This window comes from uncultured Pseudomonas sp., assembly GCF_943846705.1.
Classification (GTDB): domain Bacteria; phylum Pseudomonadota; class Gammaproteobacteria; order Pseudomonadales; family Pseudomonadaceae; genus Aquipseudomonas.
Map to the genome: position 1 here is coordinate 734414 of NZ_OX044366.1, position 13162 is coordinate 747575.

General features: G+C 54.7%; 8 protein-coding genes, 2 tRNA genes and 3 rRNA genes. 3 read left to right on the forward strand and 10 right to left on the reverse strand.

Features of this window, described 5'->3' with window-relative positions; all coding sequences use genetic code 11:
• Nucleotides 1–100: 100 nt before the first annotated feature.
• From rrf to tyrS, 6 genes are all read right to left on the reverse strand, one after another.
• Nucleotides 101–216 (reverse strand): 5S ribosomal RNA (gene rrf, locus Q0V31_RS03615).
• Nucleotides 217–354: 138 nt separating this feature from the next.
• A 23S ribosomal RNA gene (locus Q0V31_RS03620) occupies nucleotides 355–3244 on the reverse strand.
• Between the two features lie 244 nt (nucleotides 3245–3488).
• Nucleotides 3489–3564, reverse strand: a tRNA-Ala gene (locus Q0V31_RS03625).
• 31 nt (nucleotides 3565–3595) lie between these two features.
• A tRNA-Ile gene (locus tag Q0V31_RS03630) sits at nucleotides 3596–3672 on the reverse strand.
• 65 nt (nucleotides 3673–3737) lie between these two features.
• Nucleotides 3738–5274, reverse strand: a 16S ribosomal RNA gene (locus Q0V31_RS03635).
• Together the 16S, 23S and 5S rRNA genes with 2 tRNA genes alongside form the textbook arrangement of a ribosomal RNA operon.
• A 702-nt stretch (nucleotides 5275–5976) precedes the next feature.
• Nucleotides 5977–7179 carry a tyrosine--tRNA ligase gene (gene tyrS, locus Q0V31_RS03640; RefSeq protein ID WP_298184576.1) on the reverse strand — a complete coding sequence of 401 codons (1203 nt, stop codon included), beginning with the start codon at nucleotides 7177–7179 and terminating at the stop codon, nucleotides 5977–5979.
• A 212-nt stretch (nucleotides 7180–7391) separates the two neighbouring features.
• Between tyrS and Q0V31_RS03645 the strand changes: the two genes are divergently transcribed.
• Both Q0V31_RS03645 and Q0V31_RS03650 read left to right on the forward strand, forming a co-directional pair.
• Complete coding sequence (locus Q0V31_RS03645; protein ID WP_298184578.1) at nucleotides 7392–8798, forward strand: peptidoglycan DD-metalloendopeptidase family protein; 1407 nt, start codon at nucleotides 7392–7394, stop codon at nucleotides 8796–8798.
• A gap of 3 nt (nucleotides 8799–8801) precedes the next feature.
• Entirely contained in the window at nucleotides 8802–9893 is a 1092-nt protein-coding gene (locus Q0V31_RS03650; protein WP_298184581.1) for an anhydro-N-acetylmuramic acid kinase, read from the forward strand.
• Nucleotides 9894–9962: 69 nt separating this feature from the next.
• Here Q0V31_RS03650 and erpA read toward each other — a convergent pair whose 3' ends face one another.
• From erpA to argC, 4 genes are all read right to left on the reverse strand, one after another.
• Nucleotides 9963–10313, reverse strand: a complete 351-nt coding sequence (erpA, locus tag Q0V31_RS03655) for an iron-sulfur cluster insertion protein ErpA (RefSeq protein WP_298184583.1) — start codon at nucleotides 10311–10313, stop codon at nucleotides 9963–9965.
• Nucleotides 10314–10389: 76 nt separating this feature from the next.
• On the reverse strand, nucleotides 10390–10800 hold the full coding sequence (locus tag Q0V31_RS03660) for a polymer-forming cytoskeletal protein (protein ID WP_298184585.1): 411 nt from the start codon (nucleotides 10798–10800) through the stop codon (nucleotides 10390–10392).
• Nucleotides 10801–10809: 9 nt separating this feature from the next.
• Nucleotides 10810–11487 (reverse strand): DUF6776 family protein, encoded by a 678-nt coding sequence (locus Q0V31_RS03665; RefSeq protein ID WP_298184587.1) that lies wholly within the window; start codon nucleotides 11485–11487, stop codon nucleotides 10810–10812.
• A gap of 53 nt (nucleotides 11488–11540) precedes the next feature.
• Nucleotides 11541–12575, reverse strand: coding sequence for an N-acetyl-gamma-glutamyl-phosphate reductase (gene argC, locus Q0V31_RS03670; RefSeq protein WP_298184589.1), 1035 nt, complete (start codon nucleotides 12573–12575; stop codon nucleotides 11541–11543).
• 135 nt (nucleotides 12576–12710) lie between these two features.
• Between argC and hemJ the strand changes: the two genes are divergently transcribed.
• Nucleotides 12711–13139 (forward strand): protoporphyrinogen oxidase HemJ, encoded by a 429-nt coding sequence (hemJ, locus tag Q0V31_RS03675; protein WP_298184591.1) that lies wholly within the window; start codon nucleotides 12711–12713, stop codon nucleotides 13137–13139.
• The last annotated feature ends 23 nt before the right edge of the window (nucleotides 13140–13162 follow it).

Consider the following 13162-nt stretch of genomic DNA (forward strand, 5'->3'; position numbering starts at 1 on the left):
CTGTTTAGTTGCCTATCCAGGTCTGCACGTTGCCGTAGATTTATCGCGCGCAAAAGTAAAACCCCCGACCGTTTTCACGATCGGGGGTTTTGGTATAGGTGCTTGACGATGACCTACTCTCACATGGGGAGACCCCACACTACCATCGGCGATGCATCGTTTCACTACTGAGTTCGGGATGGGATCAGGTGGTTCCAATGCTCTATGGTCGTCAAGCGATTCAGCTGAGATGTCGTGCTGCTTGCGCGGCTCGCTACCTCGAATTGGGTATGTGATTTGGTTTGTAGTTGTGCAAATTTTCGGCTGTTGCAGTCTTCATAGAGACACACAAACATCAAATTGTTTGGGTGTTATATGGTCAAGCCTCACGGGCAATTAGTATTGGTTAGCTCAACGCCTCACAGCGCTTACACACCCAACCTATCAACGTCGTAGTCTTCGACGGCCCTTTAGGGAACTCAAGGTTCCAGTGAGATCTCATCTCAAGGCAAGTTTCCCGCTTAGATGCTTTCAGCGGTTATCTTTTCCGAACATAGCTACCCGGCAATGCCACTGGCGTGACAACCGGAACACCAGAGGTTCGTCCACTCCGGTCCTCTCGTACTAGGAGCAGCCCCTTTCAAATCTCAAACGTCCACGGCAGATAGGGACCGAACTGTCTCACGACGTTCTAAACCCAGCTCGCGTACCACTTTAAATGGCGAACAGCCATACCCTTGGGACCGGCTTCAGCCCCAGGATGTGATGAGCCGACATCGAGGTGCCAAACACCGCCGTCGATATGAACTCTTGGGCGGTATCAGCCTGTTATCCCCGGAGTACCTTTTATCCGTTGAGCGATGGCCCTTCCATACAGAACCACCGGATCACTAAGACCTACTTTCGTACCTGCTCGACGTGTCTGTCTCGCAGTCAAGCGCGCTTTTGCCTTTATACTCTACGACCGATTTCCGACCGGTCTGAGCGCACCTTCGTACTCCTCCGTTACTCTTTAGGAGGAGACCGCCCCAGTCAAACTACCCACCATACACTGTCCTCGATCCGGATAACGGACCAGAGTTAGAACCTCAAGGTTGCCAGGGTGGTATTTCAAGGTTGGCTCCACGCGAACTGGCGTCCACGCTTCAAAGCCTCCCACCTATCCTACACAAGCAAACTCAAAGTCCAGTGCAAAGCTATAGTAAAGGTTCACGGGGTCTTTCCGTCTAGCCGCGGATACACTGCATCTTCACAGCGATTTCAATTTCACTGAGTCTCGGGTGGAGACAGCGCCGCCATCGTTACGCCATTCGTGCAGGTCGGAACTTACCCGACAAGGAATTTCGCTACCTTAGGACCGTTATAGTTACGGCCGCCGTTTACCGGGGCTTCGATCAAGAGCTTCGCGTTAGCTAACCCCATCAATTAACCTTCCGGCACCGGGCAGGCGTCACACCCTATACGTCCACTTTCGTGTTTGCAGAGTGCTGTGTTTTTAATAAACAGTCGCAGCGGCCTGGTATCTTCGACCGGCATGGGCTTACGCAGTAAATGCTTCACCCTCACCGGCGCACCTTCTCCCGAAGTTACGGTGCCATTTTGCCTAGTTCCTTCACCCGAGTTCTCTCAAGCGCCTTGGTATTCTCTACCTAACCACCTGTGTCGGTTTGGGGTACGGTTCCTAATTACCTGAAGCTTAGAAGCTTTTCCTGGAAGCATGGCATCAACCACTTCGTCATCTAAAAGATAACTCGTCATCAGTTCTCGGCCTTGATCTCCCGGATTTACCTAAGAAATCAGCCTACCACCTTAAACACGGACAACCAACGCCGTGCTGGCCTAGCCTTCTCCGTCCCTCCATCGCAGTAATTAGAAGTACGGGAATATTAACCCGTTTCCCATCGATTACGCATTTCTGCCTCACCTTAGGGGCCGACTCACCCTGCGTCGATTAACGTTGCGCAGGAAACCTTGGTCTTTCGGCGTGGGAGTTTTTCACTCCCATTGTCGTTACTCATGTCAGCATTCGCACTTCTGATACCTCCAGCAAGCTTCTCAACTCACCTTCACAGGCTTACAGAACGCTCCTCTACCGCTCATCCTAAGATGAACCCGTAGCTTCGGTGTATGGTTTGAGCCCCGTTACATCTTCCGCGCAGGCCGACTCGACTAGTGAGCTATTACGCTTTCTTTAAAAGATGGCTGCTTCTAAGCCAACTTCCTAGCTGTCTAAGCCTTCCCACATCGTTTCCCACTTAACCATAACTTTGGGACCTTAGCTGACGGTCTGGGTTGTTTCCCTTTTCACGACGGACGTTAGCACCCGCCGTGTGTCTCCCGTGCTGACACTTGCTGGTATTCGGAGTTTGCATCGGTTTGGTAAGTCGGGATGACCCCCTAGCCGAAACAGTGCTCTACCCCCAGCAGTGATACACGAGGCGCTACCTAAATAGCTTTCGAGGAGAACCAGCTATCTCCGAGCTTGATTAGCCTTTCACTCCGATCCACAGGTCATCCGCTAACTTTTCAACGGTAGTCGGTTCGGTCCTCCAGTTAGTGTTACCCAACCTTCAACCTGCCCATGGATAGATCGCCCGGTTTCGGGTCTATACCCAGCGACTGTCGCCCTATTAAGACTCGCTTTCGCTACGCCTCCCCTATTCGGTTAAGCTCGCCACTGAATATAAGTCGCTGACCCATTATACAAAAGGTACGCAGTCACCCAACAAAGTGGGCTCCCACTGCTTGTACGCATACGGTTTCAGGATCTATTTCACTCCCCTCTCCGGGGTTCTTTTCGCCTTTCCCTCACGGTACTAGTTCACTATCGGTCAGTCAGTAGTATTTAGCCTTGGAGGATGGTCCCCCCATATTCAGACAAAGTTTCTCGTGCTCCGTCCTACTCGATTTCATTGATAAGAGAATTTCGTGTACGGGGCTATCACCCACTACGGCGGCACTTTCCAGAGCCTTCCACTATTCTCAAATCAACTTAAGGGCTAGTCCCCGTTCGCTCGCCACTACTAAGGGAATCTCGGTTGATTTCTATTCCTCAGGGTACTTAGATGTTTCAGTTCCCCTGGTTCGCCTCACACACCTATGTATTCAGTGTGTGATAACCAGCTTATGCTGGCTGGGTTCCCCCATTCAGAGATCTCCGGATCAAAGTCTGTTTGCCGACTCCCCGGAGCTTATCGCAGGCTACAACGTCTTTCATCGCCTCTGACTGCCAAGGCATCCACCGTATGCGCTTCTTCACTTGACCATATAACCCCAAGCAATCTGGTTACTGTCTCTAACGTGAAGACGACATTCGCCGAAAATTTGCAATTGAGAACTACAAATTTTACCTTGACCAAATTAATTACCAGTGAAAGTAATCAATCAGTCACTTCTATCACATACCCAAATTTTTAAAGAACGATTTTCTTACTGGTCAAAGACCAGAAATCAACATTCATCTGCTTGTAGCAGGAACGTTCATTTCTGAACTCTTACGGTGCTGTATATGGTGGAGCCAAGCGGGATCGAACCGCTGACCTCCTGCGTGCAAGGCAGGCGCTCTCCCAGCTGAGCTATGGCCCCATATTCGTACAAGGCCAAACCCCACAACAATTGGTGGGTCTGGGCAGATTCGAACTGCCGACCTCACCCTTATCAGGGGTGCGCTCTAACCAACTGAGCTACAGACCCAATCGTCTTTTTCAATGAATCAAGCAATTCGTGTGGGAACTTATGAAGAAGCTGAAGTCTTCGATTAAGGAGGTGATCCAGCCGCAGGTTCCCCTACGGCTACCTTGTTACGACTTCACCCCAGTCATGAATCACACCGTGGTAACCGTCCTCCCGAAGGTTAGACTAGCTACTTCTGGTGCAACCCACTCCCATGGTGTGACGGGCGGTGTGTACAAGGCCCGGGAACGTATTCACCGTGACATTCTGATTCACGATTACTAGCGATTCCGACTTCACGCAGTCGAGTTGCAGACTGCGATCCGGACTACGATCGGTTTTATGGGATTAGCTCCACCTCGCGGCTTGGCAACCCTTTGTACCGACCATTGTAGCACGTGTGTAGCCCTGGCCGTAAGGGCCATGATGACTTGACGTCATCCCCACCTTCCTCCGGTTTGTCACCGGCAGTCTCCTTAGAGTTCCCACCATTACGTGCTGGTAACTAAGGACAAGGGTTGCGCTCGTTACGGGACTTAACCCAACATCTCACGACACGAGCTGACGACAGCCATGCAGCACCTGTGTCTGAGTTCCCGAAGGCACCAATCTATCTCTAGAAAGTTCTCAGCATGTCAAGGCCAGGTAAGGTTCTTCGCGTTGCTTCGAATTAAACCACATGCTCCACCGCTTGTGCGGGCCCCCGTCAATTCATTTGAGTTTTAACCTTGCGGCCGTACTCCCCAGGCGGTCAACTTAATGCGTTAGCTGCGCCACTAAGAGTTCAAGACTCCCAACGGCTAGTTGACATCGTTTACGGCGTGGACTACCAGGGTATCTAATCCTGTTTGCTCCCCACGCTTTCGCACCTCAGTGTCAGTACCAGTCCAGGTAGTCGCCTTCGCCACTGGTGTTCCTTCCTATATCTACGCATTTCACCGCTACACAGGAAATTCCACTACCCTCTACCGTACTCTAGCTCAGCAGTTTTGGATGCAGTTCCCAGGTTGAGCCCGGGGATTTCACATCCAACTTACTGAACCACCTACGCGCGCTTTACGCCCAGTAATTCCGATTAACGCTTGCACCCTTCGTATTACCGCGGCTGCTGGCACGAAGTTAGCCGGTGCTTATTCTGTCGGTAACGTCAAAGTAGCAACGTATTAAGTTACTACCCTTCCTCCCAACTTAAAGTGCTTTACAATCCGAAGACCTTCTTCACACACGCGGCATGGCTGGATCAGGCTTTCGCCCATTGTCCAATATTCCCCACTGCTGCCTCCCGTAGGAGTCTGGACCGTGTCTCAGTTCCAGTGTGACTGATCATCCTCTCAGACCAGTTACGGATCGTAGCCTTGGTGAGCCATTACCTCACCAACTAGCTAATCCGACCTAGGCTCATCTAATGGCGCGAGGCCCGAAGGTCCCCCGCTTTCTCCCGTAGGACGTATGCGGTATTAGCGTCCGTTTCCGAACGTTATCCCCCACCACTAGGCAGATTCCTAGGCATTACTCACCCGTCCGCCGCTCTCAAGAGAAGCAAGCTTCTCTCTACCGCTCGACTTGCATGTGTTAGGCCTGCCGCCAGCGTTCAATCTGAGCCATGATCAAACTCTTCAGTTCAATACTGCTTGGGTTTTGAGAAAACCCTAAACTTAGCTCAGCAATCGTTGGTTACATCTTTGATTTCTCGCGGAGTAACTTGTGATGCTGATAATCTTGCGACTAGCAGTCTTACTTCACAAGCACCCACACGAATTGCTTGATTCAGTTGTTAAAGAGCGGGTGGTTAAGTCTTTCGTCTCAACCGAGGCGCGAATTCTACAGCAACCTCTTCTTTCGTCAAGTGATTTCGAAAATTTCTTTTCAAACTCAACCACTTGCGCTTTCGATCAACCTCTAGCTTCTCGTCAGCGGGAGGCGAATTCTACAGCGTTTCAAACCGCTGTCAACCACCTCTTTTACCGCTTCCGATCTACTCGACCGAACAACCAACAGAGCAAAACCACCACCCTGTCAGCCCGACGCATTCTACGCAGCTTTCGCTGCTTTGCAACCCCTCTACTAAACCTAACCTCTTGTTTTGCAAGAGATTTAAGGGCCGTATGCGCCTGAACAGCTGCGCAGTATAGAGATTACCTATAGAAGTTCAATCCTTTATTAGGTTTTTACCTTCACACTCCAATTTACGACCTAGCCACCCAGCAACGCGTGCAATCTACAGAAACGACAAAGCCGTTGAATCTGACGCTTCAACGGCTTTGTCGTGCCTAGCAACAACTGGAGCGCTAGCGCCGGCCAAGGTCATGAGGCAAATACCTCACCTTATTTCTCGAACGAGAGCGTAATGCGCGCAAATGCTTTCTTGCCGGCCTGACAGACATGCACAGCACCTACCTTACATATAAAGGTGCGATCCACCACCTCACCATCCACGCGCACACCGCCTGAGCCGAGCAGATCACGCGCCATAGCTGCGTTCTTGACCAGGCCCGCCTTATTAAGCAGCGCGGAAATAGGCATGTCCTCGATAGACACCACCACGATTTCTGGCAGGTCTTCCGGCAGTTCGCCTTCTTTCATGCGGTTTCCCGCCGAACGATGCGCAGAGAGCGCAGCTTCCTCACCATGAAAGCGCGCAACGATTTCTTCGGCCAACTTGATTTTGATATCGCGCGGATTAGCCCCCAGCTCAACCTCGTACTTGAACTGCTCGATTTCTTCCATTGAGCGAAAGCTGAGCAGCTCGAAGTAGCGCCACATCAAAGCGTCAGGCATCGATACAAGCTTGTTGTACATGACGCCCGGCGCTTCCTGGATGCCTATATAGTTGCCCAACGACTTGGACATCTTCTTCACGCCATCCAGCCCTTCGAGCAATGGCATGGTCACTACACACTGCGACGCCTGCCCATAGGCGCGCTGCAACTCGCGCCCCATGAGCAAATTGAATTTCTGATCAGTACCACCCAGCTCGACGTCGGCACGCAGCGCAACCGAGTCATACCCCTGCACCAACGGGTAGAGAAACTCATGAATAGCAATCGACTGCTGGGTCGAGTAACGCTTACTGAAGTCATCGCGTTCAAGCATGCGGGCGACCGTGTATTGCGAGGTCAGGCGAATGAAGTCGGCCGGCCCCATCTTGTCCATCCACGTGGAGTTAAACGCAACCTCGGTTTTCGCTGGGTCGAGAATCTTGAACACCTGCGTTTTATAGGTCTCCGCGTTCTCTAGAACCTGCTCACGCGTCAGTGGCGGACGCGTCGCGCTCTTACCACTGGGATCACCAATCATCCCGGTGAAATCACCAATCAGAAAAATCACCTGATGCCCCAGATCCTGGAACTGCCGTAGCTTATTAATAAGCACGGTATGCCCAAGGTGTAGATCCGGCGCAGTCGGATCAAAACCTGCCTTGATGCGCAGCGGCTGACCACGCTTGAGCTTTTCAATCAACTCAGCCTCAACCAGAACCTCTTCCGCGCCACGCTTGATCAGCGCCAACTGCTCTTCAACCGACTTCATGACAGGACTCACGACCACTCAAAAACAAAAGGGAACCAACCATACAAGATCGCGGACAAATCACAAGTTCTGCCCACCACCCGCGTCAGCTAAGACCTGCTTGCAACAACCGGGGTTGCCTAGCAAGCGATTTGGTTATATTTTATACAGTTACTGCATATTCATCATTTTTTTATCTATTTCTTTCCATTTTCCAAAGTCAAAAGCCACCTATGACCTCTACAACTAAAGCGCCACCCTTGTACCCAAAAAGCCATATTTTGGCGGCCAGTGGCGTCGCCGCCCTACTGAGCCTAGCCCTACTGGTATTCCCCACACGCGAAGTTGAAGCCAAAAAGACCTACATCGACCTTGAGCTTGACAATGGCTCGGGGTACGCCGAACAACAGAGTGAACCGGAACCAGCCACTTCATCCTCGCGTCAGTCGCCCTTCGCCAATACGGCCGCAACAGACTCCTCAGCAGTCGATGAACTGCAAACGACTCAGACTGAGAAACCGCAAGAAGCCGACCCGCTGCACCGCATTATTAATGTGCAAAACGGCGACACGCTGTCCACTGTATTTGCCAAAGTCGGCTTAGGCGCCACCACCCTGCATGAAGTGATCAACAGCAGCAAGGAAGCCAAGCAGCTGACACGCCTCAAAGTAGGCCAGGCCCTTGAGTTCAACCTGAGCGCTGACGGCCAGCTGGAAAGCCTGCATAGCAAACTCAGCGACTTGGAAAGCATTGTCCTGACCAAGAGCGAGAAAGGTTTCAGCTTTAAACGTGACCTGGTCAAGCCCGAAGTCAAAACTGCTTACAGCCACGGCGTGATCAATAGCTCACTGTTTCTCTCGGCCAAGCGTGCCGGCCTGTCGCATAACCTGACGATGGACCTGGCTAACGTGTTCGGTTACGACATCGACTTCGCCATGGATATTCGCGAAGGCGACGAATTCGAACTGATCTACGAAAAGAAAGTGGTTAACGGCAAGCAGGTAGGCACCGGTAACATCCTCTCCGCACGCTTCACCAACCGCGGCAAGACGTACACCGCCGTGCGCTATACCAACAAACAAGGCAATAGCAGCTACTACAGCGCCAATGGCGAGAGCATGCGCAAGGCCTTCATCCGCACGCCGGTGGACTTCGCCCGCATCAGCTCACGCTTCTCCACGGGCCGCCGCCACCCCGTATTGAACAAGATCCGCGCACACAAGGGCGTGGATTACGCTGCTCCGCGCGGCACTCCGATCAAGGCTGCCGGCGATGGTCGCATCACACTCGCCGGTCGCCATGGTGGCTACGGCAATGCAGTGGTGATCCAGCACGGCCAACGCTACCGCACGCTGTACGCGCACATGAACGGCTTTGCCAAGGGCATCCGCAGCGGCAGCAACGTCAAGCAGGGGCAAATCATTGGCTACATTGGCACCACTGGGCTGTCCACTGGGCCGCATCTGCACTATGAGTTCCAGGTCAACGGCGTACACGTTGACCCTCTGAGCCAGAAGCTGCCAATGGCAGACCCTATCGCCAGCAACGAAAAAGCCCGGTTTATGCAACTGAGCAAACCGCTGATGGCGCAGATGGACAAAGAGAAGTCGACAATGCTCGCTCTCAACAATCAACGCTAAAGCATGCCTCTCTACCTCGGCGTAATGTCCGGCACCAGCCTGGATGGCTTGGACATTGCGCTAGTCGAGCAAGATCACAGCACCCGCCTCATCGGCACGCGCTACCTGCCTATGCCAGATCAGCTGCGTTGCACCTTGCTTAGCCTGTGCGCCTCAGGCCCCGATGAACTGGCGCGCGCAGCTATTGCCGAGCAACAGTGGGTGCAACTCGCGGCTCAAGGCATCAATGAGCTACTGGCGCAGCACAATATAGAGGCAAGCAGTGTTCGCGCCATCGGCAGCCATGGTCAAACCGTGCGCCACGAGCCCACTCGCGGCTTCAGTATCCAAATCGGAAACCCCGCCCTATTGGTCGAATTAACCGGCATCAGCGTCGTCAGCGACTTCCGCCGTCGCGATGTAGCAGCCGGCGGCCAAGGTGCACCGCTGGTTCCAGCGTTCCACGATGCCTTGTTCGCACACCCAAACAGCACTCGCGCCATTCTCAATATTGGGGGCTTCAGCAACCTCAGCTTGCTAGCGCCGGATCGCCCGGTACATGGCTTCGATTGCGGCCCAGGTAATGTGCTGCTGGATGCCTGGATTCAACGCCACCAAGGCCTGGCATACGATCAAGACGGTCAATGGGCCGCCAGTGGCTCGGTGCAACCGCTGCTTCTGCACGCCTTGCTGGGTGATCCTTACTTCCAGACCCAAGGCCCGAAAAGCACGGGTCGCGAACTGTTCAACATTGCCTGGCTGGACCAGCACCTGCAGAGCCAGCCAGCATTCGCTGCAGCGGATGTGCAAGCAACCCTGCTGGAACTGACCGCAATCAGCATTAGCGAAGCGCTCAAGGCTGCCCAGCAGAACACCGAGATGCTGCTGGTGTGTGGTGGTGGCGCACACAATCGCACCTTGATGCGTCGTCTTGCACAGCTACTCCCCAACAGCCAGGTAAGCAGTACCGATGTGCATGGCGTACCCGCTGACTGGGTCGAAGCCATGGCGTTTGCCTGGCTGGCACATTGCTGCCTAGAGGGCATAGCCGCCAACCGGCCGAGTGTCACCGGCGCGCAGGGGCTGCGCGTACTCGGCGCAATCTATCCCGCCTAGTAACTCAACTGCGCGCACAAACGAAAACGCCGTGCACAAGGCACGGCGTTGATGTGTACAGCCTGTAAATCAGATCGAAAATGAGGACCCGCAACCGCAAGTGGTCGTGGCGTTCGGGTTGTTGATGACAAACCGCGAACCTTCCAAGCCTTCCTGATAGTCGACCTCGGCACCAGCCAGGTACTGAAAGCTCATCGAGTCGACCACCAGGCTCACGCCTTCGCGCTCGATGATGGTGTCATCTTCTGCGACGTCTTCATCGAAGGTGAAACCATACTGGAAGCCGGAACAGCCGCCGCCCGTTACGAACACACGTAACTTCAGGCGCGGGTTGCCCTCTTCATCGACCAGGTTCTTCACCTTGTTCGCCGCGCCCTGCGTAAATTGCATAGCACTAGGGGTGAAGGTTTCGACGCTCATGCTGATTAACTCCCGGCGCTACGCGCCATACTGCATTTTGATGGGCATTATCCGCTTACCCTACAAAAGCGGTCAACTATTGTGCTTCAACGAGTCCTTGCGGTAACTCCAACGGACGCGCCTCGTCAGGTAAACGGCAAAGGCGACCCTCGATTTGCGCCCCCATGGCCATTTCCATCAGCGCGTAGTACAGATTGCCGCGCACCTGTGCGCGTGCACCCAGCTCAAGATGGCCACTGGCGTGCACATCGCCGACCACTTCACCATCAATCACTATATGGGGTGCACGGATCTCACCTTCAACCTGGCCCTGCACGCTGACACGCACCATACCTTCACCGGCCACCAGGTTACCGACAACCTTACCATCGACCTGCACAGCCCCTTGAAAGTGCAAGTCACCATGCAACTCGGCACCCACTGCAATGAGGCTGGTCTTGCCCGCGAAGCGCTGCACATCAGTGCGCGCCTTGTCTTTATTCCACATAAGGAACAGCTACCCCTCTTTGTTCCATTTGAATGTGCGCAGCAAAGGCTTTTCGCCCTTCACTTCAGCGCGCACCTTGATCTCGCTCGGGACAAACCCCTCAGGCAGCTTCAACTCGGCGAATCGCCCGGCCTCTGGAATTGCCTGAAAGTGTTTGAAAGCGAAGGTAATCGGTTGCTCAGGCAACGCATCCGGCAAGTCTGCGCTCAACGCCGCCAGTTCTAGCGTGACGTTCTTGCCGGCTTGCGCACCAACAATCGAGACCTGCAACTGGCCCTCGAGTGGCTTCTCGCCTTTACCCACGCGGCTCAGCAGTATCTTGTAGCGGAAATGCCCAGGCCTGTCCGTGGCCTGCAACTCAAAGGTCTTAATGCGCAACCCTTCACGACGACTGGCAGGTGCCAACACGCCCTTGTAGGAAGCCAAATCTTGCTGCTGTTTGTAGATTTGTTCTTCCAGCAACTTGATCGTCAGACGGCTCTGCTCATTCGCTTGCTGGCTAACCTTCTCCGCGCTGCTCAATACCACAACGCGCTGGCGCAACTCCTCGACCTCGCGGGCTAACTGTTCATCACGGCCTTGCTCGCTGGCATATCCAGCAACTGCAGCAGACTGCAGATGCAACCGCCACAAGCTGCCAGCGTAGAACGCCAACGGAATGCTCAGCAGCAGCAGCCAGCCGAGCATACGCTGCCGCCGTGCGCGCCTGGGGTCGCTTGGCAGAACCTCCCAGCCTGCCATCAGGGCAGCATGGCGGCGTGAGAAAGGCCCAGGCGCTCGTCGAGGCCGAAGACAATGTTCATGTTTTGCACCGCCTGACCCGACGCGCCCTTGACCAGATTGTCGATTACCGACAACACCACCACCAGGTCGCCATCCTGCGGCCGGTGCACAGCGATACGGCAGACGTTGGCCCCACGCACGCTACGGGTTTCTGGATGACTGCCGGCAGGCATCACATCCACAAACGGCTCATTGGCATAACGTTTCTCGAACAGCGCCTGCAGGTCTACCGAACGGTCGAGCACGGTGGCGTAAAGCGTGGCGTGAATGCCGCGAATCATCGGCGTCAGGTGCGGCACAAATGTCAGGCCGACATCCTTACCGGCGGCCCGACGCAGCCCTTGGCGAATCTCCGGCAGATGCCGATGACCTTTAACCCCGTAGGCCTTCATGCTTTCGCCCGCTTCGCTGAACAACGAGCCGACACTGGCACCGCGCCCGGCACCACTGACGCCGGATTTGCAGTCGGCAATAATCTGCGCGGTATCGGCCAGGCCGGCCTCCAGCAGCGGGATCAGCGCCAGTTGCGCGGCAGTAGGGTAGCAACCCGGCACAGCAATTAGACGCGCCTGCTTGATCGCCTGACGATTGACCTCTGGCAAGCCGTAAACCGCCTCGGGGAGCAAGTCCGGCGCGCCGTGCGGCTGGCCGTACCACTTGGCCCACTCGGCGGCGTCCTGCAAGCGGAAGTCGGCCGACAGATCGATCACCTTGGTGCCCGCCGCCAGCAACTCAGCGGCCAGCGCGTGAGCCACGCCGTGCGGGGTGGCGAAGAACACTACATCGCAGGCGCCCAAGGTGGCGACGTCCGGCACACTGAACGCCAGGCTGTCGTAATGACCGCGCAGATTCGGGTACATCTCGTCGACACGCATGCCGGCCTCGGAGCGCGAGGTAATCACCTCGACCTGCGCCTGCGGGTGCTGCGCCAGCAAACGCAACAATTCGACTCCGGTATACCCTGTGCCGCCGACGATTCCGACCTTGATCATCACTTGCCCCTTTGCAATACCAGCAGTGGAAAGATGACGATGATACGGCTGCTTCGGCCAGGGGCCAACCGCCAGTGATGACGGCGACGTTCACGAGCACTACTATCGGGGCACTTTTCTGCACGAGTTCTAATAATGCTCTACCTATGGCTCAAGGCCCTGCACATCGTTGCCATGGTCTGCTGGTTCGCCGGCTTGTTCTATCTGCCACGTCTGTTTGTCTACCACGCCATGAGCACCGACGCGGTGAGCCGCGAACGCTTCTGCATCATGGAGCGCAAACTCTACCGCGGGATTATGTGGCCCTCATTGATTGCGACCCTGGGCCTGGGCCTGTGGCTGATCAGCCTCAACCCCAGCCACTACTTCGTTCAGGGCTGGATGCATGCCAAGCTGAGCCTGGTGGCGCTGTTGGTGGTTTACCAACTGATGTGCGGCGCTCAACTCAAGGCCTTTGCCCGTGGCGAGAACCAACGCGGCCATGTGTTCTACCGCTGGTTCAATGAGGCGCCCGTGCTGGCCTTGCTCGGCATCGTCATCTTGGTCGTGGTTCGGCCTTTCTAACCTGCCTACAACAAGAGGATTTC

Excerpts from the sequence above, each read along its gene's own strand:
- tyrS (WP_298184576.1), bottom strand. The coding sequence starts at position 7,179 with ATGAAGTCGGTTGAAGAGCAGTTGGCGCTGATCAAGCGTGGCGCGGAA.
- Q0V31_RS03645 (WP_298184578.1), top strand. The coding sequence starts at position 7,392 with ATGACCTCTACAACTAAAGCGCCACCCTTGTACCCAAAAAGCCATATT.
- Q0V31_RS03650 (WP_298184581.1), top strand. The coding sequence starts at position 8,802 with ATGCCTCTCTACCTCGGCGTAATGTCCGGCACCAGCCTGGATGGCTTG.
- erpA (WP_298184583.1), bottom strand. The coding sequence starts at position 10,313 with ATGAGCGTCGAAACCTTCACCCCTAGTGCTATGCAATTTACGCAGGGC.
- Q0V31_RS03660 (WP_298184585.1), bottom strand. The coding sequence starts at position 10,800 with ATGTGGAATAAAGACAAGGCGCGCACTGATGTGCAGCGCTTCGCGGGC.
- Q0V31_RS03665 (WP_298184587.1), bottom strand. The coding sequence starts at position 11,487 with ATGCTCGGCTGGCTGCTGCTGCTGAGCATTCCGTTGGCGTTCTACGCT.
- argC (WP_298184589.1), bottom strand. The coding sequence starts at position 12,575 with ATGATCAAGGTCGGAATCGTCGGCGGCACAGGGTATACCGGAGTCGAA.
- hemJ (WP_298184591.1), top strand. The coding sequence starts at position 12,711 with ATGCTCTACCTATGGCTCAAGGCCCTGCACATCGTTGCCATGGTCTGC.